At 54.3% G+C, this 19,699-nt stretch carries 18 protein-coding genes; 8 read left to right on the top strand and 10 right to left on the bottom strand.

Annotated elements, in window-relative coordinates; all coding sequences use genetic code 11:
• The first annotated feature begins 66 nt into the window (after window positions 1–66).
• Window positions 67–531 (top strand): DUF3841 domain-containing protein, encoded by a 465-nt coding sequence (locus BG910_RS06130; protein ID WP_089036081.1) that lies wholly within the window; start codon window positions 67–69, stop codon window positions 529–531.
• A gap of 50 nt (window positions 532–581) precedes the next feature.
• Here the strand turns inward: BG910_RS06130 and rsgA are convergent, their stop codons facing one another.
• On the bottom strand, window positions 582–1,448 hold the full coding sequence (rsgA, locus tag BG910_RS06125) for a ribosome small subunit-dependent GTPase A (RefSeq protein WP_089036080.1): 867 nt from the start codon (window positions 1,446–1,448) through the stop codon (window positions 582–584).
• A gap of 156 nt (window positions 1,449–1,604) precedes the next feature.
• Window positions 1,605–3,074, bottom strand: coding sequence for a pyruvate kinase (pyk, locus tag BG910_RS06120; RefSeq protein ID WP_089036079.1), 1,470 nt, complete (start codon window positions 3,072–3,074; stop codon window positions 1,605–1,607).
• Between the two features lie 362 nt (window positions 3,075–3,436).
• On the opposite strand from pyk, the gene BG910_RS06115 reads away from it, so the two are divergent.
• The gene (locus BG910_RS06115; protein WP_089037168.1) at window positions 3,437–3,946 is read left to right on the top strand and encodes a hypothetical protein; all 510 of its coding nucleotides are present in this window, start codon (window positions 3,437–3,439) and stop codon (window positions 3,944–3,946) included.
• Between the two features lie 414 nt (window positions 3,947–4,360).
• Here BG910_RS06115 and BG910_RS06110 read toward each other — a convergent pair whose 3' ends face one another.
• From BG910_RS06110 to BG910_RS06105, 3 genes are read right to left on the bottom strand one after another with little or no spacing between them, the layout of a single operon-like run.
• Complete coding sequence (locus BG910_RS06110) at window positions 4,361–5,260, bottom strand: hypothetical protein (RefSeq protein WP_089036078.1); 900 nt, start codon at window positions 5,258–5,260, stop codon at window positions 4,361–4,363.
• A 9-nt stretch (window positions 5,261–5,269) separates the two neighbouring features.
• Window positions 5,270–5,515 (bottom strand): surface-adhesin E family protein, encoded by a 246-nt coding sequence (locus tag BG910_RS13170; protein ID WP_408633794.1) that lies wholly within the window; start codon window positions 5,513–5,515, stop codon window positions 5,270–5,272.
• Entirely contained in the window at window positions 5,445–5,669 is a 225-nt protein-coding gene (locus tag BG910_RS06105; protein WP_089036077.1) for a hypothetical protein, read from the bottom strand. Before BG910_RS06105 ends, BG910_RS13170 begins: the two co-directional genes overlap by 71 nt.
• A 209-nt stretch (window positions 5,670–5,878) precedes the next feature.
• On the opposite strand from BG910_RS06105, the gene BG910_RS06100 reads away from it, so the two are divergent.
• The gene (locus BG910_RS06100; protein WP_089036076.1) at window positions 5,879–7,738 is read left to right on the top strand and encodes a ribonuclease catalytic domain-containing protein; all 1,860 of its coding nucleotides are present in this window, start codon (window positions 5,879–5,881) and stop codon (window positions 7,736–7,738) included.
• 411 nt (window positions 7,739–8,149) lie between these two features.
• On the opposite strand, the gene BG910_RS06090 is transcribed toward BG910_RS06100, so the two are convergent.
• Window positions 8,150–8,584: a MarR family winged helix-turn-helix transcriptional regulator gene (locus BG910_RS06090; RefSeq protein WP_089036074.1), complete on the bottom strand. Its 435-nt coding sequence runs from the start codon at window positions 8,582–8,584 to the stop codon at window positions 8,150–8,152.
• Window positions 8,585–8,878: 294 nt separating this feature from the next.
• Between BG910_RS06090 and BG910_RS06085 the strand changes: the two genes are divergently transcribed.
• The 3 genes from BG910_RS06085 to hrpA all read left to right on the top strand — a co-directional run bounded on the left by BG910_RS06085 (window position 8,879) and on the right by hrpA (window position 13,032).
• Window positions 8,879–10,327, top strand: a complete 1,449-nt coding sequence (locus tag BG910_RS06085) for an MFS transporter (protein WP_089036073.1) — start codon at window positions 8,879–8,881, stop codon at window positions 10,325–10,327.
• 53 nt (window positions 10,328–10,380) lie between these two features.
• Window positions 10,381–11,541: a M20 aminoacylase family protein gene (locus tag BG910_RS06080; protein ID WP_198344833.1), complete on the top strand. Its 1,161-nt coding sequence runs from the start codon at window positions 10,381–10,383 to the stop codon at window positions 11,539–11,541.
• A gap of 93 nt (window positions 11,542–11,634) precedes the next feature.
• Complete coding sequence (gene hrpA / locus BG910_RS06075; protein WP_089036071.1) at window positions 11,635–13,032, top strand: ATP-dependent RNA helicase HrpA; 1,398 nt, start codon at window positions 11,635–11,637, stop codon at window positions 13,030–13,032.
• A gap of 197 nt (window positions 13,033–13,229) precedes the next feature.
• Here the strand turns inward: hrpA and BG910_RS06070 are convergent, their stop codons facing one another.
• The 4 genes from BG910_RS06070 to trxA all read right to left on the bottom strand — a co-directional run bounded on the left by BG910_RS06070 (window position 13,230) and on the right by trxA (window position 15,386).
• Window positions 13,230–13,559: a thioredoxin family protein gene (locus BG910_RS06070; protein ID WP_089036070.1), complete on the bottom strand. Its 330-nt coding sequence runs from the start codon at window positions 13,557–13,559 to the stop codon at window positions 13,230–13,232.
• Between the two features lie 42 nt (window positions 13,560–13,601).
• The gene (locus BG910_RS06065; RefSeq protein ID WP_089036069.1) at window positions 13,602–14,393 is read right to left on the bottom strand and encodes an SDR family NAD(P)-dependent oxidoreductase; all 792 of its coding nucleotides are present in this window, start codon (window positions 14,391–14,393) and stop codon (window positions 13,602–13,604) included.
• Between the two features lie 62 nt (window positions 14,394–14,455).
• The gene (locus BG910_RS06060) at window positions 14,456–15,001 is read right to left on the bottom strand and encodes an OsmC family protein (protein ID WP_089036068.1); all 546 of its coding nucleotides are present in this window, start codon (window positions 14,999–15,001) and stop codon (window positions 14,456–14,458) included.
• Between the two features lie 52 nt (window positions 15,002–15,053).
• Complete coding sequence (gene trxA / locus BG910_RS06055; protein ID WP_089036067.1) at window positions 15,054–15,386, bottom strand: thioredoxin; 333 nt, start codon at window positions 15,384–15,386, stop codon at window positions 15,054–15,056.
• A 229-nt stretch (window positions 15,387–15,615) separates the two neighbouring features.
• Here trxA and BG910_RS06050 point away from each other — a divergent pair, with 229 nt between their 5' ends.
• Together BG910_RS06050 and BG910_RS06045 are read left to right on the top strand one after the other, a co-directional pair.
• Window positions 15,616–16,185: a TetR/AcrR family transcriptional regulator gene (locus tag BG910_RS06050; protein ID WP_089037167.1), complete on the top strand. Its 570-nt coding sequence runs from the start codon at window positions 15,616–15,618 to the stop codon at window positions 16,183–16,185.
• Window positions 16,186–16,454: 269 nt separating this feature from the next.
• Entirely contained in the window at window positions 16,455–19,694 is a 3,240-nt protein-coding gene (locus BG910_RS06045; RefSeq protein ID WP_408633793.1) for a DUF3418 domain-containing protein, read from the top strand.
• The last annotated feature ends 5 nt before the right edge of the window (window positions 19,695–19,699 follow it).

Here is a 19,699-nt window from a genome sequence, read left to right as displayed (position 1 = left end):
CGCCCCGCCGAAGACTGCCTGCTGCTGCAACGGCAGGGTTTCCTGACCGCCGATGCGGCTTATGTGATGCCCGAGCGGCTGGCAGCCTACCGCTGGATGGCGGCGCGCTTGGCTGAAAAAGTCCCGCCACCTGCGAGTGTGGCGTTCCCCATTTGGGCGTGGCGTTTTGCGCACGGGCGGCGGCAGCCGAAACCTGATTTGCGGCGGCGCGGACATTTGGAAAAAGGTGCGGCAGGCGTTCGGATTGAGTTTGAAATTCCGCAGGAACAGGTTTTGCTCAGCAGTTTCGACGGCTGGCACGCGGTTTTGAACGATACGTTTTTTTCGTTGGGCGATGAGGAATATGAACGCTGCGAACGGCTGGAGGCCGAATTGCCGTCTGAAAAATTACGCGAAGCCAAAGAGAAGAGCTGGTACGGAATTTTTGATTTGAGCAAACTGCCCGGCCCCGATGTTTACGAAGTGCAGGCCGTGTTTTGGCGGCTGGATATGACGATGGTCGGGAAAGTGGATTTTTTACGGCAAGGGTAAAGCAAAGGCCGTCTGAAACTTTCAAACGGCCTTATTTTTCCCAAACCGCATTACCGCAGCAATTCATCCGTAATTTTCTGCAACAGCGCCACGCGGCTTGTTCTGACTTTGCCGTTTTCCGCGGCTTTTTTGACTGCGCAGTCGGGTTCGGCGCGGTGGGTGCAGTTGTGGAAGCGGCATTGTCCGGCGAGATGGCGCAAGTCGGGGAAATAGTGCAGCAGGTCGGCGGCTTCGAGATGGTGCAGGCCGAATTCCTGCAAACCCGGGGAATCAATCAATCGGGTTTCTTCATTTAAATCATACAATTGCGCGTGGGTGGTAGTGTGTTTGCCCGAATCGAGGGCGGTGGAGATTTCTCCGACGCGGGCGGTTTGGCTGCCCAAAAGTGCGTTGGTCAGCGTGGATTTGCCCATGCCGCTTTGGCCGAGAAAAATATTGGTGTGCCCCTGCAAAAGCGGGCGCAGGGCGTCGGCACCCGCGAGCGCGCTCACTTCGGCAATTTGGTAGCCGAGCGTTTGGTAAAACGCGAGTTTGTCGCGCCACGCAGCGGTTTCGGGCAGGTCGGTTTTGTTCAACACAATCACGGCTTCGATGCCCGCGGCTTCGGCGGCAATCAGCGCGCGTTGCAGCAGCGCTTCGCTCGGCGCGGGAACGGCGGCGGTGACGACAAATAATCTGTCCACATTGGCGGCAATCAGCTTGGTTTTCCACGCGTCTTGGCGGTAGAGCAGGCTTTGGCGCGGCAGGAAATCTTCGATGACGGCCTGTTCGCCGTTAATCGGGCTGATGCGCACTTGGTCGCCGCAGGCAAAATCGACGCGCTTTTTGCGCGTGGTGGCCTCGAAGGTCGCGCCGTCTGGCGTGCGCACGATATAGCGGCGGCCGTAGCTGGCGGTGATTTGGGCGGTGTCGGTCATGAAAGTGTTTGGTCGGAAAGGGGAAACGGTATTTTACAGGAAAAGGCCGTCTGAAAACCTGCAGGGGCTAGGGATTCCGTCCGATACGGCGCTTATCCGCAGGAGCGGCGAAAAATAAAGCAGCCCTTTTCGGGGCTGCTTTGCATTTTTGTGCCGTTATCTCACGGTCAGCACTTCCAGCGTGTTGGTCGAACCGCTTTCGCGCATTTTCGAGCCGCTGGTGATGATGTATTGGTCGCCTTGTTTCATGATGTTGCGTTCCACCAAAATCGCTTCCACCTCGCCCAGCGCGGTATCGTGGTCGGTGCTGGTAGCCAGAATCATCGGGCGCACGCCGCGGTACATGGCCATGCGGCGTTGGGCGGCAATGCTGGGGGTGAGCGCGAAAATCGGCAGCTGGATGTTGTGGCGGCTGATTTCAAAGGCGGTCGAACCGCTTTCGGTCAGGGCGACAATCGCTTTGGCGTGAACGGCGCGGGCGACGTTTACCGCGCCGGCTGCGATGGCGAGGTTGGTGCTGACGGCCTGCCCTTCGATGCGCTCGGAAACGCCGATGAGCGAATCCTGCTCGCGTTCGGCGGCGGCGGCGATAATCGCCATTTGGGTAACGGTTTCAAAGGGATACGCGCCGACGGCGGTTTCGGCGGAACACATCACGGCATCGGTGCCGTCCAACACGGCGTTGGCAACGTCACTCACTTCGGCGCGGGTCGGCACGGGGTTGGTAATCATGGATTCCATCATTTGGGTGGCGGTGATGCTGAAGCGGCGCAACTCGCGGGCGCGGCGGATCATGCGTTTTTGCAGCGCGGGCACGGCGGCGTGGCCGACTTCGACCGCCAAGTCGCCACGTGCGACCATGATACCGTCTGAAGCCAAAATGATTTCGTCTAAGTTTTCAATCGCTTCCACGCGCTCGATTTTGGAAACCAAACCGGGGCGCACAGCTTTGCTGTCTTTCATTTCTTCTTCGACTTTGGCACGCGCGATGTGCAAATCTTCGGCGGATTTGACGAAACTGACGGCGAGATAGTCGCAACCGATGGCGATGGCGGTTTTGAGGTCGCGGAAGTCTTTTTCGGTCAGCGCGCCTGCGGAAAGGCCGCCGCCGCGTTTGTTGATGCCTTTGTTGCTCTTCAAAACATGGCTGTTTTCAACGGTGGTCGTGATTTTGCTGCCTTCGACGCTGTCCACGGTCAGGGTCAGCAGGCCGTCGTCCAGCCACAAAACATCGCCGGCTTTGACGTCGTTGGGCAGGTCGCGGTAGTCCAAACCGACCGCTTCGCGCGTGCCCTCGCCTTCCAAAGCGGCGTCTAAAACCAGTTTTTCGCCTTTATTGAGCTGGATACTGCCGCCCGCGATTTTACCCACGCGGATTTTCGGTCCCTGCAAATCTGCTAAAATGGCGACTTCCTGACCGGAACGCTTCGCCGCTTCGCGCACGATGCGCGCGTTTTCCTGATGGAATTCGGGCGTGCCGTGGCTGAAATTGAAACGGACGACGTTCAGGCCGCCGACGCGGATCATGTCTTCGAGCAGCTGCACGTCGTTGCTGCCCGGGCCCAAAGTGGCGACGATCTTGGTGTTGTGACTGATACGGGTGGTATCGCGTTTTGAGGCGGTCATAAGAAGCATCCTTTCCGGTAAGGTATTGATTTCAACCGTCGGATTGTACGCCTGACGGTCGGTGTTTGGCAGAAAATTACATATTTTTCTGATTTAAACCAAATTTATAAAATTTATAAATGTAACAAACCTACATTTTTTTATAGTGAAGTAAAATAAGGAAGATACAAGGCGGCAAGCCGAAGACAGTACAACTAGTACGGGACAGATGAACTTGGCGCTTCAGCGCCTTAGTGAATCGTCCTCTTTGAGCCCAGCCGCAGCCAATGCTGTATATTTCTTATTTTTTAATTCACTATATTTTTCAGACGGCCGCTGATGCCGTCCGAAAACAAAACGCCTTTTGTTTTAAAGGACTGCACATGAAACGGCTGTTTTCGTCCCTCTCCGTCTGGCTGGTTTTGGCCGACATGGTTTACGGCTTCGGCCTCAACCTCTCGCAAAGCATGAGCCTGCAACAGGCCGCGCCGCATCAGGCCGACGGCCTCGCCGTTACCCCCGACATCGCCTTTTCCGGCCTCCAGCTCGCTGCAAACGGCGGCATGATCCTCATCATCGGCTTCGGGCTTTTGGTGTTGCTCCAGCTCAACCGCACTGTATTAAAACAACAAATCCTGTCTATCGGCATCTTCCGCACCCTCGGCCTGCTCGCCGTAATGGCGTTTACCCTTCCCGCACTGTGGGAATGGCTGTGGACAGCCGTTTCGCTCTCTCAGGGCAAACCTGTCGTCAACCTGACCAACCCGCGCTACCTCGTCGTCGCCCTCTGCCAGCCCTTTATCGCCGCCCTGTGCATCAGCCGCCTGTGGGGCTGGTACCGCCTGCATAAAACCGCACCGGTTGTGCCGGAAAACATCCCGCCTGTGGTATAAACAGGCGGTTTGAAACGTTCCTACATTTCCATTCCGCCCGTCTGTTTGTTTGAAATCTGAAAATGTGGATAAGGCCGTCTGAAAACGTCAAGCTGCGTTTTCAGACGGCCTTGTTTTATCCTATACGGGTATTCATAAATACCCGCGGGCTGGAAACAGAAAAGCCCCATTGGCGTGGGGCTTTTCTGCGAAACCAACCCTAGAAAGGATAGGTTTCAAATGAAACAGACCATTGCTAAGCGCTGCTTCAGACTGAAACTCAGTACAGTCATTTAATAAGATGATCTTAATGCTGTTGCTAAGTCAATAACGGGGCAGTAAAACCCAAAAAACTTTGTGTTTCCACCTGCCATAAAATGCAGGCGGTTTTTCTTGGCGCGAATGCCGTCTGAAATTTTTCAGGCGGCATCTACTTCATTTCAACAACCCTTTGTCCAGCTTCGACCAAAACGGATATTCTTTACGGCAGAATCCGACATAATCAGGCGCATTTTCAGCAGCCTGCAAAGCATTGTCCGAAGAAGTTTGAACGAGCGCCTGAATGGCTTTCTCGTCAAGAATTTCCCAACATTCGAGCTGTGAGAATTGGCGGCTGAAACTTTCTCTGTCACGGTGTGGCTCCAAATCGCAATACCCTGAAACTGATTCGTAATAGCCGAGGTTTTTGGCAACCTGCTCACATTTTGCCTGTTTTTCCACCAGCCTTTCTACATCCGCCTGAAACTGCGCTTTTTCCTCCGCTTTTTTATCCAACTGGCCGCGCAAATCAGCTACCTCCGTCCGCAGGCTTTCGACTTCCGTCTGCGGATTGATTGCGGAAGCGGCGGCTTCCGTACCGACAACCGGATTATCCGTCTCAGAAGCTGTCGATTTGGCAGTCGCAGAAACTGCAGAGGCAGCAGGCGCAACCGCATCATCAGATCCGCCCGCCATTTTTGCGATAAACAAACCGCACAATACAATCAGCAAAACCAATAAAACGGCAAGCAGGCCGTAGAGTATGGATTTCATAGGTATTCCCGATTTTGATTTTTGGGGAGCGGTAGGTCGGAAATCGGTAACCGGCGTGTCAGATGGTGCCGTCTGAAAAGAGGCAGCAGGCGTATCTGCTTGGGAAACAGGCGGGGAAGCCTCATCCTGCTTCTGCTCCCAAGAGGCAATCAGCCACCAGACGACCGTACCGATAATAATGACGGGTAAGCAGGTGTAATAAATATACACGCCGACATAGGAGGACGTTTTGATGCAGAAGCCCAAAACTCCCGCCGCCACCAACGCCGCCCAGCCCGCGAGACTGCGGATTTTGGCAAGCATGACAGCACCCTATTCCGATATTTGCTTGCAGATAATGTTATATATAGTTTCACCCCAAGTTCCGGGGATAGCATAGTTAGATTGGGCAGAATATGGTGTCATGTCATAAGAATCCACCACTTTACCCGATTTAGTATGAAAAACAGCTGATAATCGCTTATATTGATTATTCCGACATGATGTTTCAATTAATACCGTTATACTTAGAATAAAAAACTGGCGGATTCTTCCCCTCCAATTTCTGCGGTTTTTTATATCGCCATTGCGTCCAAATCTGATTATGCGCCATGCTTTCCGTGTCAATCCAAATAGTTGCTTCACTATCACCACCCACATTCACCCAATTTGCCGCAGCCACCTGCCCAGCCAATCCCAAAACCACAATCCCAGCTGCAAATTTCTTCAGCATTTCTTATATCCTTATGAAATTAAAATAAAATGCCGTAAGATTGTAAAAAGAAAAAAGAAAGTTAAAACTCTAAAAAGACATATTTACATTTCTCCGTGAGGCCGTCTGAAAATTTTATCGTTCCAAACAAGCTTTTTTCAGACGGTCTTCCCCCTCCCGAATCTGTTAAAATCACGACCGATATAGATTTGGAGCGCCAAAAGAGCAGTATGAATATTTTTTACGAAGAATCCGGTCAGTTTAAAGTGGCCGCAGTCGTTCAGAAAAACGACGCGACTTATCAGGCCGATACGCAGCACGGCAAGCGCACGAAGGTAAAGGCGAACAACGTATTTGCCGAGTTTGACGGCGATATGGCGGCGTTTTTGGAGCAGGCGCAGGCGGAAGCGGCGCAGATGGATACCGGCCTTTTGTGGGAGGTTTGCGGCGAAGAGGAGTTTTCCGCCGAGTCGATTGCGGCGGAATATTTCGGCCATGCGCCGACGAAAACGGAGCTGGCGGCGACGCTGATTGCGCTGTATGCCGCGCCGGTATATTTCTACAAAAAGGCCAAAGGCGTGTTTAAAGCCGCGCCGGAGGAAACGCTCAAGCAGGCGCTAGCGGCTGTGGAGCGCAAGAAGCAGCAGGACGCGCAGATTGAAGCGTGGGCGGAAAGTCTGAAACAGGGCGAAATGCCGTCTGAAATTGCGGCGGATTTGAAAACGATTCTGCACAATCCCGACAAGCAGAGTCTGACTTACAAGGCGTTTACCAAAGCGGCGGACGCGCTGAAACTTTCGCCGCTGGCGTTGGCCAAGCAAACCGGCGGCGTGTCGGGCGCGGCGCAGTATTTGCACGACGGTTTCGAACTGAAACATTTTCCCGACGGCACGGCACTGCCGGAAATCGTGCTGCCCGAGTTGCCCGAACTGCCGCGCGCGGATGTGGCGGCATTTTCGATTGACGACGATTCGACCACCGAAGTCGATGACGCTTTGAGCGTAACTGATTTGGGCGTCGGCAAAAAGCGCGTCGGCATCCACATCGCTGCGCCGTCGCTGGCGGTGGAAGCGGGCAGCGAAATCGAAAAAACCATCGCGGCGCGCCAGAGCACGGCGTATTTCCCCGACGGCAAAATCACGATGCTGCCCGACAACTGGATTGCCGCGTTCAGCCTCGACGAGGGTGCGTACCGCCCCGCCGTGAGCATTTATTTCGAGGTGGATGCGGATTTCAACGTCGGCGCGCCCGTGAGTAAAATCGAGGCGGTCAAAATCGCGGAAAACCTGCGCATTCAGGCCATCGAGCCGCATTTCAACGCGGAAACGGGGCTGGATTCAGACGGTATGGCGATGTTCAACCACCATCAGGATTTGGTCTGGCTGTATCAGTTTGCCGTAGCGCGGCAGAAAGCGCGCGGCAAATACGAGGAAAACCGCACGCCGCAATACGATTACAGCATTGAATTGGATTCGGACGGCCAAGTGCGCGTATCCCGCCGCGAGCGCGGTTCGCCGATTGATACGCTGGTGAGCGAAATGATGATTCTGGCCAACTCGACTTGGGCGCAGATGCTTGACGAAGCCGGGTTGCCCGGGCTGTTCCGCGTGCAGCCGGGCGGAAAGGTACGCATGAGCACCAAATCCGAACCGCACATCGGCATGGGCGTGCAGCATTACGGCTGGTTTACCTCGCCGCTGCGCCGCGCCGCCGACTATATCAACCAAAAACAGCTTCTCAGCCTGATCGACAACACCCGCGCGCCGCTGTTCCAAAGCAACGACGCCGAACTCTTCGCCGCGCTGCGCGATTTCGACGCGACCTACACCGCCTACGCCGATTTCCAGCGCCGGATGGAAGGCTACTGGAGCTTGGTTTACCTCGAGCAGCAGGGCATCCGCGATGTCAACGCGACGATTCTGAAAGAAGACCTCATCCGCATCGACGGCCTGCCGCTGGTCACGCGGGCGACAGGCATTCCGTTTGACGCGCTGCCCAAATCGCAGGCGCAGTTCCATATCACGGAATTGGATTCGGAAAAACAGTTTGTCGCACTGAATTATGTAAAAGCCGTTGCGCCGCAGGCGTAGGGTTTGAAAAGGAAAGGCCGTCTGACACTTCGACTACGCTCAGTAACCGAATTTCAGACGGCCTCGTTTTATCCTATACGGGTATTTATAATGCCCGCGGGGCCAGAAACAGAAAAGCCCCATTCGCGGTGGGGCTTTGTTGCGAAACCCGGTCCGAGAAAGGATGGGTTTCAAATGAAGCAGACCTACCGTAACGGCTGCTTCAGACTGAAACTCAGTACAGTCATTAAGATAATCTTAATGCTTGTGGCTTGTGCTGTTGCCAAGTCAATAACGGAGCAGTAAAAAACAAAAAACCTTGTGTTTCCGCCTGCCCCCAAAAGCAGGCGGTTTTCCCTTTGGGCGAAGGCCGTCTGAAATCCGGTATCCATCGTAATTTTCAGACGGCCTTCGGTTTTTCCGATGCTTGTTTCAAATCTTTCCCGCCTGCCATTCCTGAACCGACGCCCAAGCCTGATTGAGCAGTTGGTGCAGCTGTTCCCATTCTTGCGCGTCGAGTTTGGCAAACATTTTCTGTTCCAATTCATGCCCGATTTTTTCAGCCTGCTGCCAAATCTGTTCGCCCTGTTCGGTCAGGTCGAGGTATTGGCGGCGGGAATCGTTGGGATCGTTTTCGCGCTTGATGCAGCCTTTTTGTTCTAATTTGGCAAGGTTTTTGGAAAGCAGGGTTTTGTCCAGCTCCGTCATGCCGAGCAGCTCGCCGGCGGTGCGGTGCGGCATTTCGTGAATCAACCGCAAAACCCGCAGCTCGCGGACTTTCAGCCCGACGGCCTGCTGGTAAACAGGGTCGGCAGCTTTGATGGCCATGTTGCTGATTTGGGTAAGGCGGTAGGTGAGGTAAGGCATGGCGGTATCCTCTGTAATATTTCAGACAGGCATTATCTAATAATGTCTAATGTGAGAGAACCAGTATAGTTGATTTTGTCAAACTATTGTTTGTAGGGATATTTTATTACGCTTGCTAAATTGTTGCAATGCGCAACTAAATTGATTTGTGTCAAGTTTCACATCTAGACGAACAGATTTTGCGGGCATAGGATAGGCAAAAAGTTGCAAAAGGAAACCATCTGCGCAACGATGCTTCCTTTGTGCAGCCCGAAGCAGGAGCTCAAACCGTTTCGTTTTAAAAGGTGAAACAAAATGAATACGCAAACTTCGACGACGTTTAAAGGCAATGACAAATTGCTGTTCGGTATGATTATGGGGGTGGTGGCGTTTTGGATGTTCGCGCAAACCACGCTGAATATCGGCCCGGATATGCAGAAAGATTTGGGCATCGAGGCGGATATTATGAACATCGCAATTGCGATTACCGCCTTGTTTTCAGGGATGTTTATCGTGGTGATGGGCGGTTTTGCCGACCGCATCGGCCGCGTAAAAGTGATGACTTGGGGCTTTTTGCTGAGTATTCTCGGCGCAGCCTTAATCGGTTTTGCCCCGAGCAGTGCGCTGGCGACGCCGTTTCTGATGGCAGGCCGCGCGGTGCAGGGTTTGTCGGCGGCATGCATCATGCCGGCCAGCCTGGCTTTGGTGAAAACCTATTGGGACGGTACGGAACGCCAGCGTGCGGTAAGTATGTGGTCGATCGGCTCTTGGGGCGGTTCGGGTCTGTGTTCGCTGTTCGGCGGCTTTATGGCGGCCAACTTGGGCTGGCGCTGGATTTTCTTTGCCTGTATCGCGGTTTCCTTAACCGGTATGCTGATGGTGCGCGGTACGCCTGAAAGCAAAGTGGAATCCGGCGGCGAGGTGAAAACCGACTGGGGCGGCATCCTGACCTTTATGGTCACGATGGTGGCTTTGCAGATTGTGGTCACTCAGGGCAACCGCTTGGGCTGGGGCAGCACCGCTGTGATTGTATTGGCCGTAACCGCCGCCGTATTCGGTTTCCTGTTTGCCAATTTCGAGAAAAAAGCCGACAAACCTTTTATCGACTTCAGCCTGTTCAAAAACAGCATTTTTACCGGCGCCACCATTTCCAACTTCATGCTCAACGGCGTGGCCGGTATGCTGATTGTGTCGCTGCAACTGCTACAACTCGGCGGCGGCTTGAGCGCACAGCAGGCCGGTATGCTGACCATCGGCTATGCAGTCACCATAATCGCGTTCATCCGCGTCGGCGAGAAACTGCTGCAACGCTTCGGCTCGCGCAAACCGATGATTTGGGGCTGCCTGATTACCGGCCTTTCCATCGCCATGCTGATGCCCACACAGATTATGTTGAGCCAATATCAAATTTTAGCCATGGCAGCTTATGCACTGTTCGGTATCGGTTTGGCTTTCTACGCCACACCGTCCACCGATGCCGCCCTGTCTAACCTGCCTGCCGAACAAGCCGGTGCGGGTGCGGGCATCTACAAAATGGCCTCGTCTTTGGGCGCAGCATTCGGCGTGGCCATCTCGGCCGCAGTATTCACCGCATTGCGCACCGGCGAAGGCGGCATCTTGGGCGGCGTCATCGATTTCGTCGGTCGTCAGGACAACGTCGCCGTCCGCGAAGCCGCTACTGTTGCCTTAGCCATCAACCTGCTGATGATTGTGGCCGCCATTATCTCGATCATGCTGACCATTCCCAAAGGCAAAAAACACTGACCGACCGTTTTCAGGCCGTCTGAAAACCCACCCGATACATAAGGAGTCATATCATGGAAAACTTAGTCCAAACCATCAAAAACAGCGTACAAACCTCGATGGACAGCCATTTCGAACATCTCCACCGCCATCCCGAAGTGGCCTTTGAAGAACAAAATTCCGCTAAATACATCGTCGACAAACTGCGCCAATACGGCTACGAAGTGTTTGAAGGCATCGGCAAAACCGGCGTCGTAGGCCGTCTGAAAAACGGCGACGGCATCGCCTCCATCGGCCTGCGCGCCGACACCGACGCCCTGCCGATAGTCGAAAAAACCGACCTGCCCTACAAAAGCAAAACCGAAGGCAAAGCCCACCTCTGCGGCCACGACGCCCACACCGCCATGCTGCTCGGCGCCGCCGAATACCTGGCCGAACACAAACCCTTCAACGGCACCCTCTACCTGATTTTCCAACCCGCCGAAGAAATCATGGGCGGCGCCGTCGCCATGCTTAAAGACGGCCTGCTCGAAAAATTCCCCATGCAGGCCATGTTCGGGCTGCACAACATGCCCTCGCTCGAATTAGGCAAAATCCACTTCACCGTCGGCCCCATCATGGCAGCCGTGGACAACTGGGAAATCAAACTCACCGGCGTCGGCAGCCACGGCTCCATGCCCGAAAAAGCCATCGACCCCGTCGTCGCCGGCGCCGCATTGGTCATGTCGCTGCAAACCATCGTTTCCCGCAACGTCGCCGCCAAAGACTCCGCCGTCGTCACCATCGGCGCCTTCCAATCCGGCACCGTCGGCAACATCATCCCGCAGGAAGCCGTGCTGCGCCTCAGCACCCGCACCGCCCGCCCCGAAACCCGCGAACGCGTGCTCAACCGCATCCGCGAAATCACCCGCCTCACCGCCGAAGCCTATGAAGTCAAATACGAAATTTCCGAAAGCCAACCCGGCGCCGTCTTGGTGAACGACCCCGAAAACACCGAACGCGCCACCGCTGTCGCCCAAAAAGTGCTCGGCGAAGCAAACGTCGTCAACCCCGGCCCCACCTTCATGGGCAGCGAAGACTTTGCCTTCTTCGCCCAACAAATCCCCTGCGTGTACGGCTTTATCGGCAACGGCGACACCCCGATGGTGCACCACCCCGAATACGTCTTCAACCGCAGCAACCTGCCCCTCGGTGCCGCGTATTGGGTGGGGATTGTGCAGGAATATCTGAAATAAAATCCTGCTGAAAGCATCAAGGCCGTCTGAAACCGTTTCAGACGGCCTTTTTGCTATAATTCCGTTCTCTTTCCATTTTGAACCCATCCCGCCATGCCCCAGTCCGACCTCTCCCAAACCCTCTCCCGCGACCGCCATTTCCTGCAAAACGCCTTCAAAAACCCGAAACGTTTCGGCGGCTTGGACACCGTGCAGAAAAAATACCAAAAATCGCACGAAGCCTACCTGAAACGGCAAGCCGCGCTGCCCAAACCGCAGTACGACGGCACGCTGCCGGTGCACGAGCGCTTGGACGACATCAAAAACGCCATTGCAAACAACCAAGTAACCATCATCTGCGGCGAAACGGGTTCGGGCAAAACCACGCAGCTGCCGAAAATCTGCTTGGAACTCGGGCGCGGTGCGGCGGGTTTGATCGGGCACACGCAGCCGCGGCGGTTGGCGGCGCGTTCCGTAGCCGAGCGGATTGCCGAAGAATTGGGCAGCCCCATCGGGCAGACCGTCGGTTACAAAGTGCGTTTCAACGACAACACCTCGCGCGACGCCAGCGTGAAGCTGATGACCGACGGCATCCTGCTCGCCGAAACGCAGACCGACCGCTTCCTCACCGCCTACGACACCATCATCATCGACGAAGCGCACGAACGCAGCCTGAACATCGATTTCCTGCTCGGCTACCTGAAACAGCTCCTGCCGCGCCGCCCCGATTTGAAAGTCATCATCACCTCCGCCACCATCGACGCCGAACGGTTTTCGCGCCATTTCAACGGCGCGCCCGTGCTCGAAGTGAGCGGCCGCACCTTCCCCGTCGAAATCCTCTACCGCCCGCTGCATTCGCAAGACGAAGACGAGGCCGAAATCGAAATCGCCGACGCCATCGTCGATGCCGCCGACGAACTGGCGCGGCACGGCGAAGGCGACATCCTCGTCTTCCTGCCCGGCGAACGCGAAATCCGCGAAGCCGCCGAAGCCTTGCGCAAATCCCCCTTGCGCCGCCACGACGACATCCTGCCCCTGTTTGCCCGTCTGTCCAACGCCGAGCAGCACAAAATCTTCCACCCCGGCGGCACCAAACGCCGCATCGTCTTGGCCACCAACGTCGCCGAAACCTCGCTCACCGTGCCCGGCATCAAATACGTCATCGACACCGGCCTCGCCCGCGTCAAACGCTATTCCGCCCGCGCCAAAGTCGAGCAGCTTCATGTGGAAAAAATCTCCCAAGCCGCCGCCCGCCAGCGTTCCGGCCGCTGCGGACGCGTCTCCGCCGGCATCGCCGTGCGCCTCTATTCCGAATACGACTTCAACCAACGCCCCCCGTTCACCGACCCCGAAATCGTCCGCAGCAACCTCGCCGCCGTCATCCTGCGCATGGCCGCGCTGAAACTCGGTGACGTCGCCGCCTTCCCGTTTCTCGAAGCCCCCGACCAACGGTATATCAACGACGGGTATCAGGTGTTGCTGGAATTGGGGGCGGTGGAGGAGGCCGTCTGAAAACGGACGGATACGGGGAAATCCGCGTAGGGTGGGTGTAAACCCACCGCTGATATGTATAGAAAATGGTGGGTTTACACCCACCCTACGGCTGCGCTGCGGTTTTCAGACAGGCATTTCAGGCTGCCTGAAATGCCTGTCTGAAAAATCAAAACAATGCCGTCTGAAAAATAATCTTTCAGACGGCGTTTCCTATTTCAAGCATTCGCAAAATTAACCCAGCGATCCAATTCAGATTCCAACTCAGCAAAGCGGAAAAATTTTGCCATACGCCACACTTCTTTCCCCTGATAAAACATAATCGCCACAGGTACAGTCAAAGCATGGAAAACGCTTGCCATTTCAGGGATTTGAGCAATATCTGCTTGAACGGTTGCGATTTCAGGCAGCAGGGAAAGCATGTTTTCCAATTTTGGCAAAATCGCATGGCATACACCACAATTTGGGGCGGAAATATACAGCAGCGACAATTCGTTTTCTGTGATAACAGATTGAACTTCATCTAAACAATGTGCCGATTTCAACATGGCATCGCTCCCTTAGAAGTTTTCAGGCTGCCTGAAAAAATATTAATTGCCTTGTTTGCGTTGAGCCATGGCACCTCCGTCCACATCCCATATGGCGCCTGTTACCCAAGATGCTTTGTCTGAAAGCAGAAAAACAATTGTTTCGGCAACATCGCGCGGCGTACCGTTGCGTCCCAGCGGATGGAATTTTTTAAATCCTTCCAAAGTGTCTTTTACCTGTTCGGCATTGGCAAAGCGTTCAAAAATTTTGGTTTCAATCATTGCCGGAGCAACGGCATTAACGCGGATTTGATGGGCGGCCAATTCTGCTGCTGCGTGTTTAGTTAATGAGTCTAAGCCTATTTTTGCCATTGAATAGGCAGATGCCGGTACGGTATCAATCGGTAAGCGGGCGGGAACGGCTGTTACATTTACAAATGAACCTGCTCGTTTTTGTGCAACCAAATTGTTAGCGACCGCTTGGATAATGAAAAAAGTAGAGCGATTCAAATCCAAAAATTTATCATAATCCGACCGGCTGTGTTCCAAGAAGGTAATAGGGAAATAAACGCCGGCAGAATTGACTAATAAGTCAATATCTTGATGTTCTTTATTCAAACGGTTCAGTAAGGTTTCCACGCTGTCAAAATCCATCAAATTGGCGGTTAATGCAAAAGCCTTGTCATCGCCTGCAATTTGAGCAACTTCTTGGCGGGCAGCTTCGGCTTTTTCGGGATTATTACCCACCAAAACCACAGAACCGCCCTGTTCTGCAACCATTTTGGCCGTTTCTAAACCGATACCGCTTGTACCGCCGATAACCAATAATTTATGTTGGGAAAAATTAGTATTCATATCGATGATTCCTTAATCATGTCATTAAAATTATTAAAAAAGTTTTCAGGCTGCCTGAAAGATTAAACCGGCCGGTTCACAACCGGCGTGGGGTTGCGAATCAAATCATAAATCGGCGAATAATTTGGAATTTCAGCAATTAACGCGTCCAATTCCGCACGGCTGGCGGTCGGACTTTCCAAGTGGATGTCGGCACGGATTTCGCTTGCGCCGTTGCGCACATCAGGGTTGAGTTTTAAAAAGCCGTTCAAATCGGTATCCACCGCCAAATCGATACGGATATCGTCCAATTCAATGCCTTTCTGTGCCGCCAAAATCGTCAGCGTTGCGGTGTAGCAACCGGCCAAACCTTGCAGAATATATTCCAACGGACTCAATCCCTTATCCGATCCGCCCAAAGCGGCAGGCTCATCGCCAATCGTGGTGAATTTACCTACCCGACCGTCATCTGCCACGCCGTTTTGCAACGTTAAACCGGTAGTGGTTTTGACGCCCACCCCGCCATTTGATTGGCTTTTTAATTGCAAAGTTAATTTTCCCAATTCAGGTTTGGCTGCGACGGTATCTCGTAATTCGGCTATGGCTGCTGCATTTGCAAACGGTTTCATTTTTACTGTCCTTATGAATTGTTAAATTAAAATTTTCATGCTGCCTGAAAGGTCAAGCGTGAATGGCATAATCAATCAGTTTGGCCAATTCGGGTTTTGGCATTGCCCCTGCGGTGCGGGCCAGCATTTTGCCGTCTTTAAACGACATCAAAGTAGGGATATTGCGGATATTCAAAGCGGCCGCAATCTCTTGATTTTCATCAATATTGACTTTGACGATTTTGGCTTTGCCTGCATATTCGTCCGCCAAATTGTCCACAAAAGGAGCAATCATTTTGCAAGGCGGACACCAGTCGGCGTAAAAATCCACCAGTACAGGCAGCTCGGATTGCAAAACGTCTTTTTGGAACTGTTGGTCGTTTGAATAAATGATGTTTTTGCTCATTTGGATTTCCTTTGCTTTAATTACCTACCAGTTGATAGATTTGATGGGTGGATTATGAACCTCTACTTTTTATCTGTCAACCAGTAGGTAGGTTTTAAAATAAGATTTCTAACTAACTGAATGATTTATAAGAGAACATAGTGTTCAAGCAGCCTGAAATGCTGGTTTGGCATAACCAAAACGGTTTATAATTACCTACCAATCAGTAAACAGAATGTACGAGAAAATAATGCGACAAGAAAACACACGCGAAAAATTATTGGATTTGGCAGACAGGCTTATCCGGGAAAAAGGTTATTCATCGTTCAGCTACGCAGATTTGGCAAAGGAAATCGGGATTTCCAAAGCCAGCATCCACCATCATTTCCCGGCCAAAGAAGATTTGGGGCTGGCGGTAGTGGAACAAACGCAAACGGCTTTGGCGGAACGGTTGGCGGCAATCCGGCAGCAATTTTCGTCTGCAAAAGAGCGTTTGCAGGCATATATCGATATTTTTGCGGAAGGTTTGCACACGCCCCTTTTGCCGTTGTGCGGAGCGATGTCGGCAGAAATGGCGAATTTGCCCGAAGCCTTGCAAATGAAGACCTGCGATTATTTTTCTTTTCAACTCAAATGGTTGGAATCGGTTCTGCAAGAGGCGGCAGCCAATGGCGAATGCTCGGGCGTATTGCCGGCAGACGCGGCACTATTGGTTCTGAATGCTTGTGAAGGGGCAAGTTTGGTAGCGAAAGCGGTGGAGCGGACGGATATTTTCGAGCTGACAAAACAGCAGATTTGGACAGCATTGCAGGCAGCCTGAAATGCCTGTCTGAAAACTGGCCATGCCGTCTGAAAACAAAGCTGCAACGAAATATCAAATTGTCTGAATTTTCTGTTTCCCGCTTCCCCGAAGGCAACCCGAAACCCACCGAACCCAAACAATCCGCTATGCAAAACACACCGAATAAACCGATAAAAAATCCGAACACGCCGTCTGAACTCCTTTCAGGCAGCCTGCCCCCCCATGCCGACAAACCAAGCCTGTCTGAAAACCGCCCCCGCTACCGCCTGACCAAACTCGGCGAGCAGATGGCGCGGCTGCCGATAGACCCGAAAATCGCGCGCATTCTGCTGGCGGCGAAGAAGCACGACTGCGTGGCGGAAATTCTGGTGATTGTGTCCGCACTTTCCGTTCAAGACCCGCGCGAGCGGCCTTTGGAGAACCGCGAGGCGGCGGCGAAGGCGCATGAGCGGTTTGCCGACAAGCAGTCGGATTTTCTCGCCTACCTGAATATTTGGGACAGCTTCCAGCGCGAGCGCGACAAAGGCTTGTCGAACAAGCAGTTGGTGCAGTGGTGCCGGCAATATTTCCTGTCGCACCTGCGGATGCGCGAGTGGCGCGAGCTGCACAAACAGCTTGCCGAAATTGCGGTGGAAATGGGTTTGGCGTCGCGCGAACAGGTTTTCAGACGGCCTGCCGAAGCGGCGCAGTTGAGGCCGTCTGAAAACGCGGGCGATCAGGATTTGTCGGCGAAACTCAAGCAAAAACAACTGGATAAAAAGCAGCACCGCGCCAACATCCGCGCCGCCAAAGAAGCGGGCTACGAACAAATCCACCGCGCCCTGCTCACGGGGCTGATTGCCAACATCGGCATGAAGTCGCCCGACGGCCACGACTATACCGGCGCGCGAGGTTCGCATTTCCACCTGTTCCCCGCGTCCGCCCTGTTCAAGAGCAAGCCGAAATGGGTGATAGCGGCGGAACTTGTTGAAACAACAAGGCTTTACGCGCGCGACGTGGCCGCCATCCAGCCCGAATGGATCGAGCAGGAGGCGCGGCATCTGGTGCGCTACCACTATTTCGAGCCGCATTGGGAGCAGAAACGCGGCGAAGTCGTCGCCAGCGAACGCGTCACGCTCTACGGCCTGACCGTGCTGCCGCGCCGCCCCGTCGCCTACGGCCGCATCGCCCCCGAAGAGGCGCGCGAAATCTTCATCCGCAGCGCACTGGTGGCGCAGGAATGCGATTTGAAGGCGGATTTTTTCGTCCACAATAAAAAACTGATTAAGGAAATCAGCGAGTTGGAACACAAATCGCGGCGGCAGGATGTGCTGGTGGACGAAGAGGCGTTGTTTGATTTTTACAACCAAAGGCTGCCTGAAAGGTATGTGCCGTCTGAAACCGTAGGTCGGGCATTTATGCCCGACACAGGCAATGCATCCGCACACACTCCGTCGGGCATAAATGCCCGACCTACGCCGTCTGAAAAATCCGTTTCAGACAGCCTGAACCCGCAAAGCCTGTCTGAAAATCCGCGTAGGGTGGGTGTCAACCCACCGTTGCAAAACACGGCAGAAACGGTGGGTTCACATTTACCCTACGAAACCGGTAACGCCCCAACAGAATGCCTGTCTGAAAACCAAGAAACCGTAGGTCGGGCATTCATGCCCGACACGGGCAACGCAGTGGCACAAACCCCGTCGGGCATCAATGCCCGACCTACGCCGTCTGAAAAATCCGTTTCAGACGGCCTGAACCGAGAATGCCTGTCTGAAAATCCGCGTAGGGTGGGTGTCAACCCACCGTTGCAAAACACGGCGGAAACGGTGGGTTTACATTTACCCTACGAAACCGGTAACGCCCCAACAGAATGCCTGTCTGAAAACCAAGAAACCGTAGGTCGGGCATTCATGCCCGACACTGGCAACGCAGTGGCACAAACCCCGTCGGGCATCAATGCCCGACCTACGCCGTCTGAAAATCCGCCGTCTCAAAACACGGCGGAAAAAACGGCAAATTCAAACCCGCCCCGTCAAAGGCCGTCTGAAAACGCCAAACCGCTGGCCGACATCCGCACTTTCCAAGCGTGGCTGAAGCAAACCGAAAAAGAAAACCCGCGCCTGCTGTTCCTCACCAAAGAAGACCTGATGCAGCACGCGGCGGCGCACGTTACCGAAGAGCAATTCCCCAAGTTTTATAAAACACCCGACGGCAAATTCAAACTGGCCTACCGCTTTGAGCCGCACCACCCGCTTGACGGCGTAACCCTGACCCTGCCGCTTACCGTGCTCAACCGCATCCACGCGCCCGCGCTCGAATGGCTGGTGCCCGGCATGTTGCGCGAAAAAATCCAGTTGTTAATCAAAGCATTGCCCAAGCAGGTGCGCCGCGTGTGCGTGCCCGTGCCCGAGTTCGTAACGAAATTTCTCGAAAGCGAGCCGAACCGCCAAGAGCCGATTATTCCCCAGCTTGCCCGTTTTATCGCCAAAACCGCCGGCGATATGCGTCTGCTCGAGCAAATCGATTTGGACGAATGGGCGGCGTTCAGGCTGCCTGAACACTGTTATTTCAACCTGCGCGTGGTGGACGACGGCGGGCAGGAACTCGGCATGGGCAGGAATTTAATCCAGCTGCAACAACAACTTGGCCAAGCCGCCGCCGTTACCTTCCGCGACAACACGCAAGAATTCGAGCGCGACAACGTCACCGCGTGGGACATCGGCACGCTGCCCGAAAGCATCAAGTTCGCGCGCGGCAAACAGCAGCTCACGGGCTATCTCGGCCTGCAAAAACAGAAAGACGGCAGCATCGCCCTGCGCCTGTTCGACACGCCCGAAGCCGCCGCCCAAGCCCACCGCAAGGGCGTGATTGCGCTCATGGCCTTGCAACTCAAAGAGCACATGAAGGATTTAAACAAAGGCATTCAAGGGTTTACCCAAGCCGCCATGCTGCTCAAACACATTCCCGCCGACACCCTGCGCGACGACCTCACCGCCGCCGTGTGCGACCGCGCCTTTATCGGCGACGACGAACCACCCCGCAGCGAAAAAGCGTTCAAAGAACAAATCAAACGCGCCCGCAGCCGCCTGCCCGCCGTCAAAGAAGCCGTCAGCCGCTATCTGCAGGACACCGCCGCCGCCTACGCCGAACTCAACGGCAAACTCGCCGGCGGCAAACACCCGCTCGCCCACCTGCTGCGCGAACGCGTGCAAACCCTGCTCGGCGCAGGCTTCGCCGTCCGAACCCCGTGGCCGCAATGGCCGCGCCTGCCCGTCTACCTCCGCGCCATGACCCTGCGCATGGAAAAATACAGCGGCAACCCCGCCCGCGACGCCGCGCGCGAAGCCGAAATTCAGGAGCTGGAACAGATGTGGCAGGAAAAAACGGACAGCCTCACGCGGCAAAACCAACCCGTTTCAGACGGCCTCGCAGCGTTCAAATGGCAGATAGAAGAACTGCGCGTATCGCTGTTTGCGCAGGAGTTGAAGACGCCGTATCCGGTGTCGGTGAAGAGGTTGGGGAAGGAGTGGGATAGCTTGAATACTTAGTTTTC

It is taken from the genome of Neisseria chenwenguii, assembly GCF_002216145.1.
GTDB classification, from domain to species: Bacteria; Pseudomonadota; Gammaproteobacteria; order Burkholderiales; family Neisseriaceae; genus Neisseria; species Neisseria chenwenguii.
The sequence above is the reverse complement of the archived record's forward strand: the minus strand, read 5'-3'. Positions and strand labels throughout refer to the sequence as shown.

Bases quoted from the DNA above. Each gene is read 5' to 3' on its own strand.
- BG910_RS06045 (WP_408633793.1), top strand. From the start codon at position 16,455: ATGGCGCGGCTGCCGATAGACCCGAAAATCGCGCGCATTCTGCTGGCG.
- BG910_RS06080 (WP_198344833.1), top strand. From the start codon at position 10,381: ATGGAAAACTTAGTCCAAACCATCAAAAACAGCGTACAAACCTCGATG.
- BG910_RS06060 (WP_089036068.1), bottom strand. From the start codon at position 15,001: ATGAAACCGTTTGCAAATGCAGCAGCCATAGCCGAATTACGAGATACC.
- BG910_RS06070 (WP_089036070.1), bottom strand. From the start codon at position 13,559: ATGTTGAAATCGGCACATTGTTTAGATGAAGTTCAATCTGTTATCACA.
- BG910_RS06100 (WP_089036076.1), top strand. From the start codon at position 5,879: ATGAATATTTTTTACGAAGAATCCGGTCAGTTTAAAGTGGCCGCAGTC.
- BG910_RS06105 (WP_089036077.1), bottom strand. From the start codon at position 5,669: ATGCTGAAGAAATTTGCAGCTGGGATTGTGGTTTTGGGATTGGCTGGG.
- pyk (WP_089036079.1), bottom strand. From the start codon at position 3,074: ATGACCGCCTCAAAACGCGATACCACCCGTATCAGTCACAACACCAAG.
- hrpA (WP_089036071.1), top strand. From the start codon at position 11,635: ATGCCCCAGTCCGACCTCTCCCAAACCCTCTCCCGCGACCGCCATTTC.
- BG910_RS06090 (WP_089036074.1), bottom strand. From the start codon at position 8,584: ATGCCTTACCTCACCTACCGCCTTACCCAAATCAGCAACATGGCCATC.
- rsgA (WP_089036080.1), bottom strand. From the start codon at position 1,448: ATGACCGACACCGCCCAAATCACCGCCAGCTACGGCCGCCGCTATATC.
- BG910_RS06110 (WP_089036078.1), bottom strand. From the start codon at position 5,260: ATGCTTGCCAAAATCCGCAGTCTCGCGGGCTGGGCGGCGTTGGTGGCG.
- BG910_RS06115 (WP_089037168.1), top strand. From the start codon at position 3,437: ATGAAACGGCTGTTTTCGTCCCTCTCCGTCTGGCTGGTTTTGGCCGAC.
- BG910_RS06065 (WP_089036069.1), bottom strand. From the start codon at position 14,393: ATGAATACTAATTTTTCCCAACATAAATTATTGGTTATCGGCGGTACA.
- trxA (WP_089036067.1), bottom strand. From the start codon at position 15,386: ATGAGCAAAAACATCATTTATTCAAACGACCAACAGTTCCAAAAAGAC.
- BG910_RS06050 (WP_089037167.1), top strand. From the start codon at position 15,616: ATGCGACAAGAAAACACACGCGAAAAATTATTGGATTTGGCAGACAGG.
- BG910_RS06130 (WP_089036081.1), top strand. From the start codon at position 67: ATGCCCGAGCGGCTGGCAGCCTACCGCTGGATGGCGGCGCGCTTGGCT.
- BG910_RS06085 (WP_089036073.1), top strand. From the start codon at position 8,879: ATGAATACGCAAACTTCGACGACGTTTAAAGGCAATGACAAATTGCTG.